The organism is Nocardia cyriacigeorgica NBRC 100375, assembly GCF_000308555.1.
Classification (GTDB): domain Bacteria; phylum Actinomycetota; class Actinomycetes; order Mycobacteriales; family Mycobacteriaceae; genus Nocardia; species Nocardia cyriacigeorgica.
The window spans coordinates 13,891-35,919 of sequence record NZ_BAFY01000208.1 but is presented as its reverse complement, the minus strand read 5'-3'; the positions used below and the strand labels follow the sequence as shown (position 1 = coordinate 35,919).

Annotated in this window: 20 protein-coding genes; 11 read left to right on the top strand and 9 right to left on the bottom strand. The window is 69.1% G+C overall.

The genetic code is table 11. The features are described from left to right. A partial coding sequence (locus RJ05_RS21455; RefSeq protein ID WP_036539943.1) for a ribosomal RNA small subunit methyltransferase A occupies positions 1 to 434 on the top strand: 434 nt, incomplete at its 5' end. Between the two features lie 75 nt (positions 435 to 509). On the opposite strand, the gene RJ05_RS21450 is transcribed toward RJ05_RS21455, so the two are convergent. Beyond that, positions 510 to 1,388 (bottom strand): DUF8832 domain-containing protein, encoded by an 879-nt coding sequence (locus RJ05_RS21450; RefSeq protein WP_036539922.1) that lies wholly within the window; start codon positions 1,386 to 1,388, stop codon positions 510 to 512. Then, on the bottom strand, positions 1,388 to 1,594 hold the full coding sequence (locus RJ05_RS21445; RefSeq protein ID WP_014352892.1) for a heavy-metal-associated domain-containing protein: 207 nt from the start codon (positions 1,592 to 1,594) through the stop codon (positions 1,388 to 1,390). Before RJ05_RS21445 ends, RJ05_RS21450 begins: the two co-directional genes overlap by 1 nt. Before the next feature lie 134 nt (positions 1,595 to 1,728). On the opposite strand from RJ05_RS21445, the gene RJ05_RS21440 reads away from it, so the two are divergent. Both RJ05_RS21440 and RJ05_RS21435 read left to right on the top strand, forming a co-directional pair. Continuing rightward, entirely contained in the window at positions 1,729 to 2,691 is a 963-nt protein-coding gene (locus RJ05_RS21440) for a 4-(cytidine 5'-diphospho)-2-C-methyl-D-erythritol kinase (protein WP_051016793.1), read from the top strand. A gap of 145 nt (positions 2,692 to 2,836) precedes the next feature. Beyond that, complete coding sequence (locus RJ05_RS21435) at positions 2,837 to 4,630, top strand: ABC-F family ATP-binding cassette domain-containing protein (RefSeq protein ID WP_036539920.1); 1,794 nt, start codon at positions 2,837 to 2,839, stop codon at positions 4,628 to 4,630. Positions 4,631 to 4,633: 3 nt separating this feature from the next. Here RJ05_RS21435 and RJ05_RS21430 read toward each other — a convergent pair whose 3' ends face one another. Both RJ05_RS21430 and RJ05_RS21425 read right to left on the bottom strand, forming a co-directional pair. Continuing rightward, positions 4,634 to 5,542 carry an Abi-alpha family protein gene (locus tag RJ05_RS21430; RefSeq protein WP_036539918.1) on the bottom strand — a complete coding sequence of 303 codons (909 nt, stop codon included), beginning with the start codon at positions 5,540 to 5,542 and terminating at the stop codon, positions 4,634 to 4,636. Next, positions 5,533 to 6,855: a DUF445 domain-containing protein gene (locus RJ05_RS21425; protein WP_081597460.1), complete on the bottom strand. Its 1,323-nt coding sequence runs from the start codon at positions 6,853 to 6,855 to the stop codon at positions 5,533 to 5,535. Before RJ05_RS21425 ends, RJ05_RS21430 begins: the two co-directional genes overlap by 10 nt. A 274-nt stretch (positions 6,856 to 7,129) precedes the next feature. On the opposite strand from RJ05_RS21425, the gene RJ05_RS32465 reads away from it, so the two are divergent. Both RJ05_RS32465 and RJ05_RS21415 read left to right on the top strand, forming a co-directional pair. Continuing rightward, a complete protein-coding gene (locus RJ05_RS32465) occupies positions 7,130 to 8,008 on the top strand; it encodes an Abi-alpha family protein (protein WP_081597459.1) in 879 nt (292 codons plus the stop codon). A gap of 173 nt (positions 8,009 to 8,181) precedes the next feature. Beyond that, a complete protein-coding gene (locus RJ05_RS21415; protein ID WP_051016792.1) occupies positions 8,182 to 8,718 on the top strand; it encodes a nuclear transport factor 2 family protein in 537 nt (178 codons plus the stop codon). A 69-nt stretch (positions 8,719 to 8,787) separates the two neighbouring features. Here RJ05_RS21415 and RJ05_RS21410 read toward each other — a convergent pair whose 3' ends face one another. Beyond that, a complete protein-coding gene (locus RJ05_RS21410; protein WP_051016791.1) occupies positions 8,788 to 10,431 on the bottom strand; it encodes a peptide chain release factor 3 in 1,644 nt (547 codons plus the stop codon). 450 nt (positions 10,432 to 10,881) lie between these two features. Here RJ05_RS21410 and RJ05_RS21405 point away from each other — a divergent pair, with 450 nt between their 5' ends. Continuing rightward, a complete protein-coding gene (locus tag RJ05_RS21405; protein WP_036539914.1) occupies positions 10,882 to 11,487 on the top strand; it encodes a 50S ribosomal protein L25/general stress protein Ctc in 606 nt (201 codons plus the stop codon). Between the two features lie 22 nt (positions 11,488 to 11,509). Next, on the top strand, positions 11,510 to 12,085 hold the full coding sequence (pth, locus tag RJ05_RS21400) for an aminoacyl-tRNA hydrolase (protein ID WP_036539911.1): 576 nt from the start codon (positions 11,510 to 11,512) through the stop codon (positions 12,083 to 12,085). Here the strand turns inward: pth and RJ05_RS21395 are convergent. The 3 genes from RJ05_RS21395 to RJ05_RS21385 form a co-directional block, all read right to left on the bottom strand. After that, entirely contained in the window at positions 12,082 to 13,728 is a 1,647-nt protein-coding gene (locus RJ05_RS21395) for a fatty acyl-AMP ligase (RefSeq protein WP_036539908.1), read from the bottom strand. The two genes, pth and RJ05_RS21395, sit on opposite strands and share 4 nt — an antisense overlap. Before the next feature lie 377 nt (positions 13,729 to 14,105). Beyond that, positions 14,106 to 15,023 carry a ribonuclease Z gene (locus tag RJ05_RS21390; RefSeq protein WP_036539905.1) on the bottom strand — a complete coding sequence of 306 codons (918 nt, stop codon included), beginning with the start codon at positions 15,021 to 15,023 and terminating at the stop codon, positions 14,106 to 14,108. 13 nt (positions 15,024 to 15,036) lie between these two features. Further along, positions 15,037 to 16,209 carry an aminotransferase class V-fold PLP-dependent enzyme gene (locus RJ05_RS21385; protein WP_036539933.1) on the bottom strand — a complete coding sequence of 391 codons (1,173 nt, stop codon included), beginning with the start codon at positions 16,207 to 16,209 and terminating at the stop codon, positions 15,037 to 15,039. Positions 16,210 to 16,404: 195 nt separating this feature from the next. Between RJ05_RS21385 and egtA the strand changes: the two genes are divergently transcribed. From egtA to egtD, 4 genes are all read left to right on the top strand, one after another. Further along, the gene (gene egtA / locus RJ05_RS21380; protein WP_081597458.1) at positions 16,405 to 17,757 is read left to right on the top strand and encodes an ergothioneine biosynthesis glutamate--cysteine ligase EgtA; all 1,353 of its coding nucleotides are present in this window, start codon (positions 16,405 to 16,407) and stop codon (positions 17,755 to 17,757) included. Between the two features lie 160 nt (positions 17,758 to 17,917). Next, a complete protein-coding gene (egtB, locus tag RJ05_RS21375) occupies positions 17,918 to 19,255 on the top strand; it encodes an ergothioneine biosynthesis protein EgtB (protein ID WP_373365076.1) in 1,338 nt (445 codons plus the stop codon). Positions 19,256 to 19,348: 93 nt separating this feature from the next. Beyond that, positions 19,349 to 20,176 (top strand): ergothioneine biosynthesis protein EgtC, encoded by an 828-nt coding sequence (gene egtC, locus RJ05_RS21370; RefSeq protein ID WP_036539899.1) that lies wholly within the window; start codon positions 19,349 to 19,351, stop codon positions 20,174 to 20,176. 35 nt (positions 20,177 to 20,211) lie between these two features. Continuing rightward, positions 20,212 to 21,183, top strand: coding sequence for an L-histidine N(alpha)-methyltransferase (egtD, locus tag RJ05_RS21365; protein WP_036539930.1), 972 nt, complete (start codon positions 20,212 to 20,214; stop codon positions 21,181 to 21,183). A gap of 14 nt (positions 21,184 to 21,197) precedes the next feature. On the opposite strand, the gene RJ05_RS31980 is transcribed toward egtD, so the two are convergent. Continuing rightward, positions 21,198 to 21,971 (bottom strand): DUF4190 domain-containing protein, encoded by a 774-nt coding sequence (locus tag RJ05_RS31980; RefSeq protein WP_036539896.1) that lies wholly within the window; start codon positions 21,969 to 21,971, stop codon positions 21,198 to 21,200. Between the last annotated feature and the right edge of the window lie 58 nt (positions 21,972 to 22,029).

The following is a 22,029-nucleotide window of genomic DNA, read 5'->3' as shown; positions in this document are numbered from 1 at the left end:
CCGAATTGCCGAGCATCACCACCTCGCTGGTGATGGTGCAGGCCGAGGTGGCCGATCGGTTGTCGGCGACCCCGGGCGGACGGATCTACGGCGTGCCGAGTGTGAAGGCGGGCTTCTTCGGCACGGTACGCCGGGCGGGTGCGGTGGGGCGTCAGGTGTTCTGGCCGGTCCCGCAGGTGGAATCGGGTCTGGTGCGCATCGACCGCTTCGCCGAACCACCGTGGCCGATGGACGCCGACCACCGCGCGAAGGTGTTCGCCGTCGTGGATGCGGCCTTCGCGCAGCGCCGGAAGACGTTGCGCGCGGCGCTGTCCGGCTGGGCGGGCTCGCCGGCGGAGGCCGAACGCAGGCTCATCGCCGCGGGTATCGATCCGACCGCACGCGGGGAGACGCTGGATACCGCCGCGTTCGTCCGGTTGGCTGCTCAGGGCTGATCGCCCGGAGCCCCGCGATCATCGGACGGAGGGCTCGCCGGGCCCGAACGGCGGCCCGACCACCCAGCCGCTGGATCAGCGATGACCGCCGCCGTGATCACCGGTGGCCGGTGCCGCGCCGGAAACTTCCATCGTGAATTCGGCGGTATGCACCGCCCCATCGTGCGAGAAATCCAGGTACAGCCGGTAAGCGCCGGCGCTCGGCGCCTGGGCGTGGAAGCTCACCTGCGGTCCAGGCGATGACGTGCCCACTTCACCCTGCGGATGCACGTGCAGGTAGGCGAGGTCCTCGGTGCGCAGCGCGACCAGGTGGGCGTAGGCGCCGAGGTAGGGGTCCAGGTCGGTGACCGGAACGCCGTCGCGGGTGATGTCGAAACGGAGTTCGCCACCGGCGGTGGTCAGTTCGCCGGTACGGGTCACCGTATAGCCGTCGACGCTCGCGGTGGGCGACGGCGGCGGAAGCGGTTGCAGCTGCACGGTTCCCGCGACGGGCACGGTCCGGCTGAGTACCAGGCCGGTGCTGTCGCCGCCGGCGGGTACGAAGTCGGCGAAGACCCCGTAGGTGCCCGGCGCGTCCCAGGTCCAGTCGATCGACCAGGTGCCGTCGGCGGCCATCTCCGGATGGGCGTGCCGGTATTCGGTGGTGTCGGAGCGCACCACGATCAGATGCAGCTTCTTGTCGTGCTGGGTGGTGAACTCGGTGACGGGCGCACCGTCCGGTCCGGCGATATGGAATCGCAGCGTGCCCGCCTGCCCGGGTGTCTCCGGCGCGCTGATCTCGGACAGCGTGTATCCGGACGCGTGGTCGGCGAGGCCGAGCGCGTGGTCGGCGGTGGCCTGCTCGCCCGGCGCCGGCTCGGTCCGGTCGCCCACGAGGGCGCCGATACCGAGCGCGACGCCGAACAGCAGCAGTAGCGCACCGCCGACCGCTGCGAGCTTGCGGCGATCCGACATCAGCTCGCGATCGCGTAACCGGCCTCGTCGACAGCCGCGGCGACGTCGGCGTCGGCCAGCGGCGCCGTGCTGTCGACCGAGACGCGGCCGGAGGCCAGATCGACGTCCACGCTGGTGACGCCGTCGATCTTGCCGATCTCGGACTTCACCGAGCTGACGCAGTGCCCGCAGGTCATCCCGGTGACGGTGTAAGTGCTGGTGGCCATGTCCCACTCCTTCGCTCGCGGTAATTATACGGTCTGGGGGTATCCCCGACACAAGAGAAAATACCCCCTTGGGGTATCTAGCGCAAGCCGTCGGCGCGCGCACCTGTCGTGATCACCCATTACGCTTGGGCCTCGTGCTGTCCGTAGTGCCGAGCCCTGTCACCGTGCGTGCGCCGTCGAAGGTGAACCTCCATCTCGGAGTCGGTGACCTGCGCCCGGACGGATACCACGATCTGACCACGGTGTTCCAGGCCCTGTCGCTCGGTGATGATCTGGAAATCGCGCCATCGGCGTCCCTGACGGTGCGCGTCAGCGGCGAGGGCGCGAGCGAGGTGCCCACCGACCGCACCAATCTGGTGTGGAAGGCGGCGGTGCGGCTGGCCCACCTGGCCGGCCGGGCGCCGCTGGTGGAGATCTCGATCAGCAAGGGCATCCCGGTGGCGGGCGGAATGGCCGGTGGCAGCGCCGATGCCGCCGCCACCCTGGTCGGCTTGAACGAACTGTGGGACCTCAGCCTGTCCCGCGAGGAACTCACCGCGGTGGCGGCCGAACTCGGCAGCGACGTCCCGTTCGCCCTGCACGGCGGCACCGCGCTCGGCACCGGACGCGGTGAGCGGCTGCTGCCGGTGTTGTCGCGCAACACCTTCCACTGGGTGATCGCACTCGCCAAGGGGGGACTGTCCACACCGGCCGTCTACCACGAACTCGATCGGCTGCGCGAGATCGGCGATCCGCCGCGGCTGGGCGCGCCGCAGGAACTCATGCAGGCCTTGGCCTCCGGCGATCCGACACAGCTCGCCCCGCTGCTCGGCAACGACCTCCAGGCGGCGGCGGTGTCGTTGAAGCCGGAGCTGCGCCGCACACTGCGGGCGGGGGTGAGCGCGGGCGCGCTGGCCGGGCTGGTGTCCGGTTCCGGACCGACATGTGCGTTCCTGTGTGAGTCGGAAGAGTCCGCCGTCGCGGTGGCCGCCGAACTCGCCGGCGCCGGAGTGAGCCGTAGCGTGCGCACGGCGACCGGCCCGGTCCCCGGTGCCCGGGTGGTCGGCGGCGAGGGCCCACATCCGCAGCCGAGGCGTGAAGGCGGCAAGATCGGCTGATCCGACCCCATGGGCGGACGCAACGTCCTCGATTGCCGCGCGGGGAGGCCCATCGCTTACTCGGTACTCTTGCTCAGGGCAGGCGAGTCGACCGGCCTCCACGGGGGTGGACCCCACTACGCCGGGTAAGGCACGGAAAGGTTTCATGTCCAACCTGATCAACCTCGAACAGGTCAGCAAGAGTTTCGGCATCAAACCGCTGCTCGATGACGTCTCCCTCGGCGTGCACGCGGGTGAGCGCATCGGCGTCGTCGGCCTCAACGGCGGCGGCAAGACCACCCTGCTGGAGGTGCTGACCGGCATCGAGGAACCCGACAGCGGCCGCGTCAGCCGGGTCGGCGGGTTGCGCATGGCCGTGGTCACCCAGCGCGGTGTGCTGCCCGAGGGCGCCACTGTCGGCTCGGTGGTGCTGGCCGGGTTGGCCGACGACGCCATGACCGATTCGGTGGCCGAACACGAATGGGCGGCCAACCCGCGCATCCGTTCGGTGATGGAGGGCATCGGCATCGCCGGGCTCGGCCTCGACACCTCGGTCACCAATCTCTCCGGTGGTGAACGCCGCCGCGTCGCGCTGGCCGCGGCACTGGTGCGCGATCTCGATCTGCTGGTGCTCGACGAACCGACCAACCACCTCGATGTCGAGGGTGTGCGCTGGCTGGCCGATCATCTGCTGGCCCGCCGCAGCGCCCTGGTCGTGGTCACCCACGACCGCTGGTTCCTCGACACCGTCGCCACCCAGACCTGGGAGGTCGTGGGTGGCAAGGTGGAAAGCTACGAGGGCGGCTACGGCGACTGGATCTTCGCCCGCGCCGAACGCGCCAGGCAGGCCGACGCCACCGAGGCGCGCAGGCGCAATCTGGCCCGCAAAGAGCTGGCCTGGCTGCGGCGCGGCCCGCAGGCCCGCACCTCCAAACCGCGCTACCGGGTAGAGGCGGCCGAGGCGCTGATCGCCGATGTGCCGCCGCCGCGCGACAGCGTTTCGCTCAGCGCGTTCGCCCGCAAACGGCTGGGCCGCGTCGTCATCGAACTCGAGGACACCACCCTCACCACGCCCGACGGCCGCGAATTGGTCCGGGATCTGACCTGGCGGCTCGCACCGGGCGAACGGGTCGGTCTGGTCGGGGTGAACGGCTCCGGTAAGACCACCCTGCTGCGCGCCCTCGCCGGTGACGCGGAATTGGCCGCGGGCAAGCGGATTCAGGGCCAGACCGTGCAGATCGGCTGGCTGCGTCAGGAACTCGACGACCTGCCCACCGATATGCGAGTGCTGGAGGCCGTGCAGCAGATCGCGATGCGGATCATGCTCGGCGACAAGGAGATATCGGCCGGTCAGCTGGCCGAGCGGCTCGGTTTCACGCCGGCGCGCCAGCGCACACCGGTCGGCGATCTGTCCGGCGGTGAGCGACGCAGGCTGCAACTGACCCGGATCCTGATGTCGGAGCCGAACGTGCTGCTGCTCGACGAGCCGACCAACGACCTCGATATCGACACCCTGCAACAGCTGGAGGATCTGCTCGACAACTGGGCCGGAACCCTGGTGGTGATCAGCCACGACCGGTATCTGATCGAGCGCATCTGTGATTCCACCTGGGCGCTGTTCGGCGACGGCAAACTCACCAACCTGCCCGGCGGGATCGAGGAGTACCTGACCCGGCGGGAAGCCCAGCAGGGCCGGGCGAGCGCGGCGAAGCCGGCCGCCGCCGGTGCGAGCGCGCCCGTCACCGATTCGGCCGCCTACCGGGCCGCCCGCAAGGAACTGGCCAAGCTGGAACGCACCATCGACAAGCTCACCGAGCGCGAGCAGAAGCTGCACGCTGCCCTGGCGGACGCTGCCACCGACCCGGACAAGCTGGTCACTCTGGGCGCGGAGCTGAAACAGGTGCTGGCGGACAAGGAGTCGGCCGAAGAGCGCTGGCTGGAGCTGGCCGACGAAGCCTGATCCTCAGCTCGTCTCGGCCGCGGGCCCCTCGTGCAGCACCACCGGCAGGCAGGTCTGCACGAACTCCGCGCCGAACCCGGTGAGGATGATGCTGCGGTAGGACACCTTGGTGCCGAATCCCGAGCGCTTGAGCAGCTCCCGCACCGGAGATTGCGCCTCGAGCAGCTGGTAGCGGTTGGGATTGCCGACGGGTTCCTTGGCGAGTTCGATCAGGCCGAGCCTGCGCAGGTTGGTCAGATAGTGCTGGATGCGGTTGGGGAACCGTAGCCCGGCATGCTCGCCGAGCAGGGTGAGACCCGATTCCTGGCGCAGCCCGAGCCGTTCGGAGCCGAGCCGGCTGAGCTTGCCGCCGTGCACCTCGATGGACGGCTGCGGACCATCGGTGCGCAGGTAGCGCAGGATCCGGGCCTCGTCGGGAGTGATCTCGGCGAGGATGTTCGCGAACGCGGGATGGCCCTCGTCGCCGGCGTGGGTGCTGGCCGACAGCCGCAGCAGCGCGGCGCCCTGTTCACGCAGGGTGGGTGCGCTGGTGGGGCGCCGGGGCTGTTCTGTCTCGGAAAGTCCCAGCGCGCGGCGCAGCGCGGCCCGCACTTCGGCCTCGGCCTCGGCGCGGATCTCGGCGGGCGGTACGCCCGCGGCGCTGCGCCTGACCACCGTCCCGGTCACGTCGAGGACGGTGCCGACGCCCCAGCCCGCGGCGCCGGCGACCGTCGACAACGCCACCCGCACCACACCGCTCGCGGTGCGCACGGTGACGATCGGACGACGCAGGGGATTGGTCCGGCCGGCGGGCAGCGTGGACTCTGTTTCGTACTCGAACAGGTGCGCTACCTCGGTGGATGCGGTGACCGGCTCGTCGGCACCGCCGGAATCCGAGGACGCCGCCGATGCCGCTGAGCCGGTTACATCCATGTAGTCGCCACTCCCGTCCCGAAGACCAGAATGTGAGCGTAACCGGCGAAGAGCCCGAGCACACCGCCATGGACGAAAAGCAACCATTCGTCCTGTTTGATGGCCGATCGCAGCATTTCCACGAAGTCGTTGGGCGAGAGTGCCGACATTTGTTTGGCGATGTAGTCGTTGATCTGCCTGCCCTGCCGGATGTTGAAGTCCGGATCGGCGAAGGCGATCGGGGCGATGGCCATGGCCTCGCTGGTGATCGTCGATTGCAGGGCGTCGTACTCGCGGCTGCCGAGCACGAACTTGACCGCGCTGCGGGCCGGGCCGAGCGCGCGGTCGGCGGCCGGGCGCAGGGTGTCCTCGAGCATCTGCATGGTGCGGTCCGAGCGCGGGCCGTTCAACAGTTCGTCACCGATATTGGCCACCGTCACCACCTGACCGGACACCAATTCGGCGTAGCCGGCGGTGATCTCGGGCTGCCGTTTGATCAGCAGCCCTTGACGCCACGGGCACCACCACTTCGGCTCGGCGGGGGCGAAGATCATGTTGATACCGACCCAGTTCACCACCCAGCCGATGATCACGCCGCCGATCGGCAGCACCGCGAGCGTCGGCCAGCCGGTCAGGTGCAGCACCGCGACGAGAACCGCGCCCATCGGGGCGCCGAAGTAGAATCCGAAATTCTGCATGAATCGCAGTTCCTTCGCGCCGAGCACCTGGAACAGCTGGTTCAGCAATTGTGGCCGGGCCTGGAAATAGCGGATGACCATTTGCTTGACGTCGAGCAGCTGATCGATGTTCTCGCCGAGTTCCACGGTCAGTTGGCGCAGAATGTCGGGCAGTTGGGCGCGAACCCGGTCGTGCACGATCTCCCGCACCTGGCTCGGCAGGTTGTACCAGAGCTGGGGATGTTCGCGGCGCAGGATTTCCTCGACGATATCGCGGATCTGCTCGTCGGCGATGCTCGCCAGATGTTCGGCGAGCGCGTCGGGTTCGAGTTCGCGATAGAAATCGGCGACGCTGCCGAGCTTCGACAAACCTTTGTCCACGGCGATGCTGGCCATTTTGTCCGCGCGCGAGGGCACGATTCCCTGCCAGCCCATGCGCCCGTCGTAGCTGAGCAGCGGCAGCACCTGAATTCGCTTGGGCAGGAATGGATACAGTGCGTGCAGGCCGGGAACATGGATGCCGTGGAATGCGATCGGCCGAAACAGCATCAGCACACCGGTCCAGTTGGTGATGTAGCCGATGACGCCAGTGAAAAGCGGAATGGTCACAAGCTCGAGGAGGATCGTCGGGTGAATCCCGAACACACTCTCTAACACGACACCCTCCTGCCGATACCCGGTGATCGCCGCCTCACCGGCACCTCAAATTAGCACCCCGTCGGCAGCAGGACCCTATGTGACGTGCGGCTCCGACTCCAAGCGTGAGTGCCACGCACCACAGGTAGTGTCTGAGACGTTTACCACAGTGCCCTCCTGTGATGTCGTGGTTCCACGCGGGGGTGGGGACAATGACCACCACCACATCTGATCGTGACTGGTGGGCAATAATCTGTGAGCGGAATCGTTCACCTGGCGATACATCGGAGTAGACGTGGCAGACGACAGGACCGGACAGGACGTGGCCCGGGCCGGTTCCCGTGCTGTGGAACGCAGCTCGGATGTCGAACAGCGGCAGATCAGCAATGAGGCCCGGCTGATCCGCGGGGTGTTCCGGGCCGCCGGGCTGGCGGCGGGCACGGTGGTGCGCGGCGGCCAGTGGGCGGTAGAGACCTCCTATGAGATGACCCGCGAGATCACCCAGGCCGCACTCGACGGCGAGTCCTCCGCCGAGATCGCCGAGCGCACGGGTAACGCGCTGCGCTCGATCGCGCGCAGTGCGCTCGGGGTCACCGAGGGATCGGTGCGCGAGATCGTCAGCTACGTGCCCAATCCGCAGGGCGGCGCCGGTCAGCAGGCCATCGGGGTCGGCTCGTATCTGCGCTCGGCCACGGTCGATGAGCTGCGCAGGCGGGGCGACGCGCTGCTGGCCCGGTCGGCCGATGTGTATTTCACCGAGGATGTGCACCCCGCCTACGACCGCATCCTCGACGAACTGGCACCCGACGAGGCGCGCATCCTGCGGTTCATGGCGCTCAACGGCCCGCAGCCCTCGGTCGACGTGCGCACCAATCGCCCACTGGGGATCGGCTCGGAGCTGGTGTCCGGTGATCTGACCTCGGTGCCCGAACAGGCCGGCGTGCGCTACCCGGATCGGGCCCGCTCGTATCTGATCAACCTCAACCGGCTCGGCCTGACGCTGACCTCCGACGATCCGGTGGTGCTGAGCCGCTACATGGTGCTCGAGGTGCAGCCGGTGGTGGAGGCGGCACTGAAGAAGGCGGGCCGCGCGCCCAAGATCGTGCGCAAGAGCCTGCGATTGACCGAATTCGGCGAAGACTTCTGCCGCACCTGTTTCACCATCGGCAGCTGACCGACCGGCCGTGCCGGATCAGCTCGGTGATAGCGATCTGATACAGATCTCGTTAATTGTTCGGTATGCCCGGGTCCGGGTGGGATCGTTGAGGTATGGACCAGGACGAGGAGCGTAGGGACTCCGAGTCGGGCGCAGAGCGGGAACCGGTCGGCCGGGTTCTGTTCGGACGGATGCCGGGGTCGATTCCGGCACCCGAGAACGGTGCGCGCGACGACGTATCCGAGATCTGCCGTTTGAAGTACCGCTATCTGCGCACGCTGGATACCAAGCAGTGGGACGAATTCGCCGACACCATGGTCGCCGAGGCGACGGCCACCTACAGCGAGTACCTGCAATTCGAGTCCAGGGAGGCGTTCATCGCGTTCATGCGCAATACGCTCGGGCCGCACGTCATCACCGAACACCGCTGCGATCATCCCGAGATCGATATCGACGGCGATACCGCGACCGGCACCTGGTACCTGGCCGATACGGTGCTCATTCCCGAGCACAACATGCTGCTACGCGGCGCGGCGTTCTATTCCGACCGCTATATCCGCTGCGACGACCGGCGCTGGCGGATCTCGCACACCGGCTACGAACGCACCTATGAAGTGGTGCTCTCGCTCAGTGATCTGCCGAGCCTGCGGCTGACCTCGAGCCGGTGGGGCCTGATCGCCAGGGATTCCGGGCTGGAATCGGTGGAACGCGAACCGGAGGCGGGCTGAACCGTTCCGGTGCGAGACCGACCCGCCCGACCACGGTGACCCGCGCGGCCGGGGGCCGAGTCATCCGGCTCAGTCGGCGGTGGCCACGAGCGGTTCCAGGGTCAGCCCCGGATGCTCCTTCTCGATGTACTGCAACCGCCATTTGTCGCTGAACAGCGCGAGCAATACGCCGTCGCTGCGGGTGAACACCTCGACGCCGCGCTGGCGGCCGAGTTCCTCGGCGGAGCCGGCGTCGGTGCGGCGGGCCAGCGTGTAGGGCAGATGATCCATCTGCGTCTCGACGTTGTACTCGGCCTGCATCCGGGCGGTGACCACCTCGAACTGCATCGGGCCGACCGCCGCGAGCACGGGCGAGGCGTCGCCGCGCGCGTCGTTGCGCAGCACCTGCACCACGCCCTCGGAGTAGAGCTGGTCGATGGCCTTGCGGAACTGCTTGTACTTGCCCGCGCTCTGGGCCCGCAGCACCGCGAAATGCTCCGGTGCGAAGGACGGGATCGGCGGGAACTCCACCTTCTTGTCCACGAACAGGGTGTGGCCCGGCGCCAGCGCGGTCGCGTTCACCAGGCCGACCACATCGCCCGGGTAGGCGGTATCGACGGTCGCGCGTTCCCGGCCGAAAACGGTGAGCGCGTACTTCGTCGCGAACGGCCGCCCGGTCTGCGCGTGGGTCACCACCATGCCGCGCTCGAACTCGCCGGACACGATCCGCATGAACGCCAGCCGGTCCCGATGCGCGGTATCCATACCGGCCTGCACCTTGAACACCACCGCGCTGAACGGATCGGAGGTCTCGCGCATACCGCCGTCGACATCACGGCGCCCGGCCGGCGCCGGAGCCAGCGCCACCAGGGTCTCCAGCAGCTGGCGCACGCCGAAGTTCAGCATCGCCGAGGCATAGATGACCGGTGAGGTCTGCCCGGCGAGGAACAGCTCCTGATCGTGGTCCTGACCGGTGGCCGAGAGCAATTCGCTCTCCTCGGCCGCGGTCTCCCACGCCTCGCCCTCGCGGGCCTGTGCCTGCTCCGGGGTCAGCGACTCCTCCGGTGCGATGGTCGCACCGCCCGCGGTGCGGGTGAAGTGGATGTATTCGACCGCCTCGCCGTCCGGGCCGCGGCGCAGCAGGCCGCGGAAATCGCCGGCGATACCGACCGGAAGGAACAGCGGGGTCGGCGTCAGGCCGATGCGCTCATCGATCTCGTCGAGCAGCTCGAGCGGTGCCCGGCCGGGCCGGTCCCATTTGTTGATCACGGTGATCACCGGGATGCCGCGGTGGCGGCAGACCTGGAACAGCTTCAGCGTCTGCGGCTCGAGACCCTTGGCCGCGTCGATCAACATGACCGCCGCGTCGACGGCGGTCAGCACCCGGTAGGTGTCTTCGGAGAAATCCGAGTGGCCGGGGGTGTCGACCAGGTTGATCACATTGTCGATGTCGGAGCCCGCGGCGCGGTAGTTGAACTGCAACGCGGTCGAACTGACCGAGATGCCGCGCGCCTTCTCCATCTCCATCCAGTCCGAGACCGTGGACTTGCGTCCCGCCTTACCGTGGATGGCGCCCGCCTCGGAGATCATCTTGGCGTGCAGCGCCAGCGCCTCGGTGAGCGTCGACTTACCGGCGTCCGGATGGGAGATGACGGCGAAGGTCCGCCGCCTCGACACCTCGGCGGGCAGCCCGCGTGGACCGGACGAGACAGCGCCGTCAGTGGAGGCGGTCAACAGCGGCAACCTTTCGGGATGCGAGAGAATATGGCAACCGGACTGTGCCTATTTTGCGCTGCCTGCGGCAGCGCGTGTTCGCGGCCCCCGGATGTCTCGCGTTTCCGCTGCTGCTGCTTGCCTTCGGCTTGCGCGGCGGCAGCGGAAACGCGAGACCGGCCGCGAACTCGCATGCTCGGTCTCGCTTCGCTCGAAATCGGTGGTTCGACCGACCGGTGCGGCTGCGGTGACCACCCGATTCCGGTGCTCGGCCACTATTGCGCTATGGTGTTCAGGTTGTCTCGGCGAGGGTGACCGCAGACTTTTGCGACACCGTGATCGACGCGGCTCGGCTTCCGGCCGTCCTCGTTGTTGTCTTCGCCCGACGAGTAGACCAACCGAGCCAGGGCTCCCACGTTCCCTGGCGCCACCGTTGACCAGCCCGGAAGAGCCGTAGGAGTAGATCAGGTCATGTCCGACGCCAACCTTCTCGAAGCCGCAGTCCGCACCGAGTTCGGCAAGGGCGCGGCCCGCCGCACCCGTCGCGACGGCAATGTCCCCGCCGTCCTGTACGGCCACCAGACCGATCCCCAGCACCTGGCGCTCAACGCCCAGGCGTTCGCGGCGATCCTGCGTGAGCACGGCACCAACGCGGTGCTCAACCTCGTCATCGACGGCAAGAAGCAGCTGGCGCTGACCAAGTCGGTCGTCGTGCACCCGATCCGTCGCTACATCGAGCACGCCGACCTGCTCGTCATCAAGAAGGGCGAGAAGGTCACCGCCGACGTCACCATCACCATCGTCGGTGACGCCGCCCCCGGCACCCTGGTCACCCAGGACGCCACCACCGTCTCCATCGAGGCCGACGCGCTGAGCATCCCCGAGACCATCGAGGTCTCGGTCGAGGATGTCGAGGCCGGCACCCAGATCAACGCCTCCGACCTGCAGCTGCCCGAGGGCGTCGGCCTGGCCGTCGATCCCGACACCCTGATCGTCAACGTCATCGCCGCCCCGGCCGCCGCTGCCGAGACCGAGGGTGAGGGCGAAGCCGAGGCCGAGGGCGAGAGCGCCGAATAAGACTCGCGCATCGGTTGTCTCGATGACCGACTCCACGCCCGCGCTCGTCGTCGGGCTCGGTAACCCCGGGCCCGAATACGAGCGCACCAGGCACAATGTGGGCTTTCTGGTCGCCGACGTGCTCGCCGAGCGCGTCGGCGGCCGTTTCAGTGTGCACAAGAAGTCCGGCGCCGATCTGCTGACCGCGCGCCTGGACGGCCGTCAGGTACTGATCGCCAAGCCGCGTTCCTTCATGAACCTGTCCGGCCGCCCGGTCGCCGCGCTGGCCCGGTTCTTCTCGGTGCCGGCGACCGAGGTGATCGTCGTGCACGACGAACTCGACCTGCCGTTCGGCGCGATCAGGCTCAAGCGCGGCGGCGGTGAAGGCGGGCACAACGGCCTGCGTTCGGTGTCGCAGGCGCTGACCACGAAGGACTACCTGCGCACCCGCATCGGCATCGGCCGCCCACCCGGCAGGCAGGATCCGGCGGACTACGTGCTCAAACCGTTCTCCGCACCCGAGCGCAAGGAAGTGCCGGTGCTGGTCGAGCAGGCCGCCGACGCCGTGGAGCTACTGCTGCGGGTCGGGCTGGAGACCGCGCAGAACCAGCTGCATTAGTGCAGGTGTACCGCGGTGGCGGCGCGGCGCAGCTTGCCCGATGACGTTTTCGGCAGGGCACCGGGGCCGAGCACCGCGACTGTACGTGGCCGCACACCCACTTCGGAGAACACCGCGTGCACGATCTCGCGTTCGATCCGTTTCACCTCGTCCGGGTTCTGGTGCTCGTTGCTTTCCACCACCACCGCGAAGCTCTCCCGTTTCTGGCCGGCGTCCAACCGCACCGCGACCGCATTGCCCGGCCGCACGCCCTCGACCCGCATCGCCGCCCGTTCGATATCGGTGGGGAAGATATTGCGGCCGGCCATGATGATGACGTCCTTGATCCGGCCGCACACCACGATCAGCCCTTCTTCGGTGAAGTAGCCGATGTCGCCGGTGTCGAGCCAGCCATCGGCGTCCTGGGCCGACCGGAAACCTTCGACGGTCACATAGCCGGAAGTGACGGCGGGACCACGCAATTCGATCACGCCCACCGAACGGGTGGGTAACGGCTGACGTTCGGTGTCGACAATGCGGCCCTCCAAGTCGTCGACCAGATAGCCCAGCGTCGGCAGTCGGCGGATATTTCCGTGATGCGCGTGCTGATCGTGCACCGGAACCGCTTTGCCGATGGCCTCCAGTAGATCGGCGTCCACCACATCGAGCACCTGGCCGTGCCCCGGATCCGGGATGGAGACCGCGAGGGTGGTTTCGGCCATGCCGTAGACGGGGGTGAGCGCCATCGGGTTGAGTCCGAAGCGTTGTCCGGCCGCGGCGAGTTTCTCCATGGTGTCCGGATCGACCGGCTCGGCGCCGTTCCACATATAGCGCACGCAGCTCAGATCCAGTTTCGAGCCCTCGGCCCGATCGAGCCGGCGAGCCAGCAGCGAGTAGGCGAAATTCGGTGCCGCGGTGACGGTGCCGCGATATTTGTCGATCAGCTCGGCCCACAGGATCGGCCGCTGCAGGAAGTCCATCGGTGTCACACACACCACCTCGGCCCCGAATTGCATCGGGACACTGAGGAATCCGACCATGCCCATATCGTGGAACAGCGGCAGCCAGCTGACCATCACGTCGTTGTCGAGCTGGAACTTCACCCGGTTGAACATCGCGTGCGCGTTGACGAAGAAATTCTCATGGGTGATCCGCACGGCCTTGGGCGAGCCGGTGGAACCCGAAGTCAGTTGCTGCAGCGCGATATCGGCCTCATCGGTGGGCAGCGGATCGGTATCGGGGCCCTCGCGCAACTGGTCGACGAGCACCACGGCGATGCCGCGTTCGCGCAGCAGCGGCTCGGCCGCCTCGAATGGGGCGCCGAGGATCACGGCCCGCGCCTCGATCATGCCGAGCACGGTTTCGGTATCGCGCGCCCACACCGCGAGATCGGTACGCGGGGTCGGCTGATGCAGCATGGTGATCGAGCCGCCGCGCATCCACACGCCCTGGCAGGCGGGCGCGATATCGACCGGCATCCCGGCCAGCACTCCGACCGCGTCGCCGTGCCCGATGCCTGCCGCGGCCAGACCGCCCGCCATCCGCCGCGCGATCCGATGGATTTCGCCCCACGTCTGCCGCAGCGGCGCATCCGGTTCCCCGGTCACCAGCCCGCGCGTGGTCTCGCGCGCCGTCGCGTACATCTCCTCGGTGAACCTGCTCAACGCACCCGCTCCTCACCGGCCACAGGGGCCGCCGACCGACCTGCCTCAACTATCCCGCTGTTCGAGCCTCGCGTTAACCCCCTCCGTGTGTGCGCTGTTCAGCGCCACATTCACGCATGAAATGGCGGTTGCGCTCGCATGTCGTCCGATGGCCGCCCCTGACCCGCGTGCCCGAACCCCGCCGCACCGCCTGTGCCGGTTGTGCGCCCATGACCGCCGACCGGCTCAGGGATAGTAGCCCGGTCCGCCATGCCCCGGGCGCGCGCCGCCTCGGCGTGGCGCGTACCGAACACGCCGCCGGTGTCGGCGTGGCGGGACCGCACCCGCGAATTCCCTTGGAGTGGTTCCGGTATCCGCGCGCTGCGCGATCGGTGAGCTCAGCGGCGTGGCGGCAGCGGGATACGGGTGAGGTCGGCGGCGACGACGATGGGGCCGCTGAATTCCTTTGCCGCCTCGGCCAAGTGTTCGTCCAGCGTGCGGTAACGCTGGGAGAAATGGGTCAGCACCAGGGTGCGCGCGCCCGCCTCGGCCGCCACCCTGGCGGCCTGGCCCGCGGTGAGGTGGCCGTACTCCTCGGCCAGGTGCGCGTCGGCGTCCAAGAAGGTCGCCTCGATGACCAGCATGTCCACGCCGGAGGCCAGTTCGTGCACGGCCGGGCACATTCGGGTGTCCACGATGAACGCGAAACTCTGTCCGGGACGGCGGGTGCTCACCTCGTCGAGGGTGACGGTGCGGCCGTGCCAGTCGATGCGGCCGTCCCGCTGCAACCGGCCCACCGCCGGGCCGTGCAGGCCGATCGCGGCCAGCCGCTCCGGCCGGATGCGGTGGCCGTCGGGTTCGGTGATCCGGTAGCCGAAGGCCTCCACCGGATGGGAGAGGCGGGCCGCGGTGAGGTGGAACGGCGCCCCCGGTGCCTCCAGTGGGCCCGGTTCGGTGATCGGATGTCTGGTCAATTCGACGGTGCGGTAATAGACGCTGGCCTCGCACAGCCGCTCGAAGTACTGCTCGCCGGAGGCGAGGTAGTAGGCGTCGATCGGATGCGGCACTTTGTCCAGATTGATCCGCTGCACCACGCCCGCCAGCCCGAGACAGTGGTCGCCGTGGAAGTGGGTGACCGCGATCCTGGTCAGATCGGTGACCGAGACACCGGCGTGGATCATCTGCCGCTGGGTGCCCTCACCCGGGTCGAACAAGATCCCCTCGGCACCCCAGCGCAGCAGGTAGCCGTTGTGGTTGCGCTGTTTCGTCGGCACCTGGCTCGCGGTGCCGAGGACGATCAGCTCGCGCTGTGACATCGCCGCGGGCCCGTCAGAGTTCGGCTACCGCGGTGAGGAACCGGTCCAGCTCCGCGAAGTCGACGAAACAGTGCGGCGAGGCGCGGACCACGGCGTCGAGAGCGCGCCCGGACATGTCCAGCAGGGTGGAGCTGCGGTGGCTCACCGTGACGGTGATGTCCTCGGCGGCCAGCCGATCCCGCACCTGGACAGGTGCCACCGAGTCGACGGTGAACGACACGATGCCGCTGTGCCGGATGCCGAGATCGCGCACGGTGACGCCGGTGATCTCGGCCAGGCCCTTGCGCAGGTACTCCGCTCGGGCGGCGATCGCGGCGTAGACCTCGTCCGGGCCGAGCTCGAGCAGGTAGTCGACGGCGGCGCCGAGGCCGAGCCTGGCCGCCACGTCGTGTTCCCAGAATTCGAACCGGCCGGCGTCCGGGGCCAGGCGGTAGTCGTCGGGGGCGGTCCACTCCGCGCTGTGCAGATCCAGTCGCGTCGGCTCCATGCGCGCGGCCAATTCTGGACGCACGTACAGGAATCCGGTGCCGCGTGGGCCGCGCAGCCACTTGCGCCCGGTGGCCGACAGCGCGTCGACCCCGAGTTCGGCGACGTCGAGCGGGATCTGTCCGGCCGACTGGCAGGCGTCGAGCAGCACCAGCGCGCCGGCCTCGTGCGCGATCCTGGTGGCCTCGGCGGCCGGGTTGACCAGTCCACCGTTGGTGGGCGCGTGCAGCAGCGACACCAGCTTCACCCGCTCGTCGACCAGGCCGGCGAAGGCATCCAGGTCGAGCTGGCCGGTGGGGTCGCTGGGGATGTGCTCGACCGTCGCGCCGCTCGCGCGGGCCCGCTGCAGGGCCGCGATGGCGTTGCTGGCGTAGTCGGAACCGGAGATGAGGATGCGGTCGCCGGGCCCGAGCGGCACCGAGTAGAAGAAGTCCGCCCAGGACCGGGTGGCGCTGTCGCTGAGCGCGATGCCTGCCGGGGAGGCGTTGATGAGCGTGGCGATCGACTCTTTGACCGCGGCCAGATCGCCGAGGCGCTCATTGGCCGCGCGATAGCCGCCGACCGCGGCCTCACGGCGCAGATGGGCGATGACGGTCTCGGTGACCACCCGCGGCGGCAGCGACGATCCCGCGCTGTCGAGGAAGACCAGACCGTGCCCGACACCGGGGGTGTCCTCGCGTATCCGCTGCTCATTCAGCATGCCGACGACGATATCCGCTCGATCGGCCGAACGCTTGCCCATTACTTGTCGGTATCCGTCGCTACCCTGGAATCCACCGACGACGACGCCGGAACTACCCCCACGCCATATCCAACGCCATATCGCAGCACCGAATATCCCGACGATCCACGCGCCGCATATCCACCGCGCACCGGAACCACCTGGAGGTCGAGCATGGCGGTCACCCTCGAGCGCAGACAGGCGGGGCAGATGGCCGCCGACCGAGAGCTGTCCACTCGCGCGGCGGCGGAGGCCTACATCGGCGGCGTCTGTTTCAAACTCGGGCCGCCCGGGTTGATCGGCGCCGAACTCGAATGGCTCACCACCCACGGTGAGTGTCCGGCGTCAGGCCCCACGGCCGCCCCGCGTCCGCCGCTCGATCTCCTCGCGGACGCCCTCGGACCGTACGCCCCACGGTCCATCGCCCCCGATTCGCCCGCCCTCGCGCTACCGGGTGGCAGCCGGGTCACCATCGAACCCGGTGGTCAGATCGAACTCTCCAGCGCACCGTATGCCACCGCCGCCCAGCTCATCGAGCAGCTGCGCGCTGACACCGAGATGCTGCGCAAGCTCCTCGAAACCCAGTGTGTCGGCATGGTTTCCGCGGCCGCCGACGCCGGGCGCCGCGCCCGCCGGGTGCTGCGGCTGCCCCGCTATCAGGCCATGGAGCGATACCTCGCCGGTCTCGGTCCGTTCGGCAAACTCATGATGTGCAATACCGCGGCCATCCAGGTCAGTGTGGACGCGGGCACCGATCCCGCCGAGGCCGTCGCCCGCTGGACCGCCCTGTACGCCATCGGCCCCGCCCTCTCGGCCGCCTTCGCGTGCTCGCCCGAACTGCGCGGCGCACCCGCGGGGGAGTGGGCCTCCCAGCGCATGCGCACGTGGTTGCGCCTCGACCATTCCCGTACCCGGCCCCCGGTCGAGGACTGGGCCGACCCGATCGCCGGTTATGCCCGCTGGGCCCTGGACGCGCCGCTGTTGTGCGTGCGGTCCCGGGAGCCGGAGACCGGTGCGTCGTCGAGTGCGGGCGAGTGGGATCGCGGGCTCGGCACCGGCGCGGCGGACTGCTCGTGGGCCGCCCCGCCCGGCGCCACCTTCGCCGACTGGCTCTCCGGCGCCCTGGACGACGAGGTCGGCCGCCGCCCCGACCGCAGCGACCTCGACTACCACCTGACCACCATGTTCCCGCCGGTCCGGCCGTCCGGGCATCTCGAGGTCCGCTATCTCGACGCGCAACCGGACGAGAGCTGGACGGTTCCGATCGACGTCATCGACGCATTGATGTCGAGCCCCGCCGCGGTCGCTGAGGCCACCGGGATCGCCGGCCCGACAGCAGGGCGCTGGCTCGATGCCGCCCGCTGCGGACTGGCCGACCGCGAGATCCGAGCCGCCGCCGCCGAACTACTCGACGCCGCGGCCACCCATGCCGCGACACCGGCCGCGGCCGACGCCATCCACGCCGCCGCACAGCGCTGTCGCAGTGCCCGTCACCCGGGCCGACTCGAATCCGGGAGTGCCTCATGAGCGGGCGACCTCTCGGGCTCGGCGGCATTGGTGCCCATCCCGGCACGCCTGCTGCGTCCACATCCGTTCCGTGCGCCGACGGCCCGGCAGAGCCGCTGCCGCGCGTACCGAATGCGCTGACAATCATCGATCCACCAGCATCCGGAGTTCCATCGTGACCATCCACTTGCCCGCCGAGGACACATCCGAGACCGAACGGCTCCGTTCCCGCATCGCCGAGACGCTGACCCGCGCCCGAGCGCGCAGCGCCTCGCTCACCGACTGCCTGGACGAAGCCGAACTCGTCGCGCAACATTCGCGGCTGATGAGCCCACTGGTGTGGGACCTGGCCCACGTCGGCAATCAAGAAGAGCTGTGGTTGGTGCGTGATGTCGGCGGCCGGGAGCCGGTGCGCGCCGATATCGACGAGCTCTACGACGCGTTCAAACACGCGCGCGCCAACCGTCCGAAGCTGCCGTTGCTCGACCCCGGCCAAGCCCGCGAGTACGTCGCCACGGTCCGCGAGAAGGTGTGGGATGTGCTGGAGAGCAGCACCTTGCGCGGCACACCGCTGGTCGAGGGCGGGTTCGCCTTCGGCATGATCGCCCAGCACGAACAGCAGCACGACGAAACCATGCTGGCCACCCACCAATTGCGGGCGGGCGCGCCGGTGCTGTCCGCGCCCTCGGCGCCCACCGGAACCGCCGCGGTGAGCGGCGAGGTGATCATCCCGGCGGGCCAGTTCACCATGGGCACCTCCACCGACCCCTGGGCGCTCGACAATGAGCGGCCCGCGCATCTGGCGTCGGTGCCCGGATTCGCCATCGATGCCGCACCGGTCACCAACGAGCAGTACCTGGCCTTCATCGCCGACGGCGGCTACGACCGTCCGGAACTGTGGTCCAAGCGTGGCTGGGACCATCGCCTGGAGGCCGGTCTGGTGGCGCCCCAGTTCTGGGAGCGCGATCCCGGAGGACGGTGGTGGCGGCGGGTGTTCGGTGTGATGACGCCCTTGCGGCCGCATCAGCCGGTGGTGCACGTCTGCTGGTTCGAAGCCGAGGCCTACGCGCGCTGGGCGGGCAAGCGCCTGCCCACCGAAACCGAATGGGAGAAGGCCGCCCGCTACGACCCGGAGTCCGGCCGGTCCCGCCGCTATCCGTGGGGCGAGGCCGAACCCGATGAAGCGCACGCCAACCTCGGCCAGCGTCACCTGGAACCGGCCGATGTCGGCGCGTATCCCGCGGGTGCCTCGGCGACCGGCGTCCATCAGCTCATCGGCGACGTCTGGGAGTGGACCGCGTCCGGTTTCGAGCCGTATCCCGGCTTCCGCGCGTTCCCGTATCGCGAGTATTCGGAGGTCTTCTTCGGCGGCGACTATCGCGTGCTGCGCGGCGGCTCGTTCGGCACCGACCCGGTGGCCTGCCGCGGCACCTTCCGCAACTGGGATCATCCGATCCGCAGGCAGATCTTCGCCGGTTTCCGGCTGGCCCGTGATCTGCGGCCGGGGGAGGCAGCGTGATCGGCGACGGCGCCGTGAGGGGTAGCCGGCGTCCATTCGCCGATTGCGGCGGCCCGACTCGGGTCAGCGGCCCATGGTCCCGAAGGAGCGGCCATGTGTAGGCATCTGGCGTATGTGGGCCCGCCGGAACCGGTCGGCGAGCTGCTCACCCGCGGTGTGCACGCACTGCGCACGCAGGCGTGGGCGCCGCGGGACATGCGTGGTGGCGGCACGATCAACGCCGATGGGTTCGGGGTCGCGTGGTGGCGCCACGCCGACCATCCCGGCCGGGCTCGCGTCAGCCGTTACCGCAATGCCGCGCCTATCTGGACCGACCCCGCGGTGGACGAAGTACTACCGCAGATCGAATCCACCGCTGTGCTGGGTGCCGTACGTTCCGCGACGGTGGGAATGCCGGTCGAGCGGGCAGCCTGCGCGCCGTTCATCGATGACGGCTGGGCCTTCAGCCACAACGGCGTCGTGCCGAACTGGCGCAAGGCGCTCACCGCCGCCTTGGCCGATCTGGACAACGCCGCGACCCGAGCCGGCGCCACCAGGATGTTCCAGACCGCCGACCTGCTCGACGCCGAGTCCGCCACCGACTCGGCCGCGATGTGGGTGCTGCTGCGCGGGTTGCTCACGCCCGGGGCGCCGCCGGATCTGGTGGCGAGCCCTGCCGACGCGCTCCGGCTGCTGCTCACCGCTGTGCTCGCCCACGCACCGGCGGCGCGGCTGAACTTCCTGCTCGGCGACGGCTCGACCATCTGGGCCACCGCCTGGGAGCACGCGCTCTCGGCCCTGGTCACCGACGACTTCGCGATCGTCGCCTCCGAACCCTTTGACGCCGACCCCCGCTGGCGGCCGATCCCCGAACACAGCCTGGTGTGCGCCGCCCCTGGTCGGCTGACGATCGAGTCGCTGGACCGTGCGGTGAACGAATGACCTCTGACTCGCCTCCCGACGCAAAGGATTCCGCCATGACCGCACCGACGCTGGAAGTCCATCTCACCGACGACGACCTCACCGCGGCGCTGCGCGCGGACGCTCGGCGCGGGCTCACCGCCGATCCGAAGTGGCTGCCGCCCAAGTGGTTCTACGACGCGCGCGGCAGTGAACTGTTCGAGCAGATCACAGAGCTGCCCGAGTATTACCCGACCCGCACCGAACGTGCCCTGCTCGAACGGGTGGTCGGCGAGATCGCCCGCACGGCCCAGGCGCAGGTGCTGGTCGAGCTCGGCGCGGGCTCCGCGGCGAAGACCCGGCTGCTGCTGTCGGCGCTCACCGCCGAAGGTCCGCTGAAAACCTATGTGCCGCAGGACGTCTCGGCGAGCGCGCTGCGAGCCACCGCCGCCGAGGTCGCGCGTGAGTTCCCCGGGCTCGCGGTGCACGGAGTGGTCAGCGATTTCACCGACACCCTGCACAATCTGCCGCGTGGAGGCCGCCGGATGATCGCCTTCCTCGGCGGCACCATCGGCAACCTGGTGCCCGCCGAACGCGCCGAATTCCTCACCGACGTCCATGACGTGCTCGAACCCGGCGAACACCTGCTCCTCGGTGCGGGCCTGGTGATCGACCCGGCGATCCTGGTGCCCGCCTACGATGACGCCGCCGGGGTGACCGCCGAGTTCAACCGCAATGTGCTGCACGTGCTCAATGCCCGCCTCGCGGCCGACTTCGTTCCCGACGACTTCCGCCATGTCGCCGTCTGGGACGCCGAGAACGAGTGGATCGAGATGCGGCTGGAAGCCACCGCGGACATGCGGGTCGACGTCGCCGATCTCGGCCTCGTGCTCGACTTCGCCCGTGGCGAGCAGCTACGCACCGAGATCTCCGCCAAGTTCCGCCTGGAAGGTCTCGACACCGAACTGTCCGCCGCCGGGTTCACCCTGGACAAGGCCTGGACCGACCCGGACAGCCGGTTCACCTTGGTGCTGGCGACCCGCGGCTGAGCCGGCGGGCCGCGCTAGTTCTGTTCGGGCACGATGTCGGCGTTGAAGAACGCGAAGGTGAGGATCAACCCGATCGCCATCGCCACACCCGCGGCGATCGCGGCCCACTTCCCGAGCGGTTCGCCTTTGTTGTGACCGATGATGCCGAGGATGATGCCGGCGGGCCCGAACAGGATCGGGCAGAACAGCAGGCAGATGCCCGCGCAGACGAACCCGATGATGGAGAACACCTGCGCCCCCGAGCGCTGCGGCTGGGCGTCGTAGGGCTGGAACGACTGCTGCGGATACGACGGGAAGCCACCACCGGCCTCACCGCCGGGCCCACCGGTCGCCGACGGATACGCGCCTTCTGGGTATCCCGGGTACCCCGATGTTCCGCCCGGCCCGCCGCCCCACTGCTCGCCCTGGTGCCCCTGCGGGTACTGCTCGCCGTACGGCTGTGCGCCGCCGGATCCCCAGGGCTGCTCCCCGGACGGCGGTTGCCCGGACGCCGACCCGACCCCGCCTGGCTGCGCGCTCCACGCCTGCCCCGGCCCGCTCTCCCGCGGCTGCTCCCGCCAGGCCTGCTCGGGCACCTCACCACCTGGTGTGCCCACCCCGCCGGAGGGTTTGTCCAGCGATGGTGGCCGGGTCCCCGCCCCTTCGCCGGGCGCCGAACCGGTCACCTCACCCGCTTCGCTCGACGGCTCCGAAGTTTCCGGCTCCCGCTCCGGCGGCGTCGCGCGCGGTTCCCCGTCCTGTGGCCGGTCCCCGCTGCCGGGATCCTGCGGTTGCTGCGGCGTGCTCATAGGGCTCTCCTCATCGTCCGATCGGGTACGGCGGTGGAGCGGGTCTATGTTCGCCAGT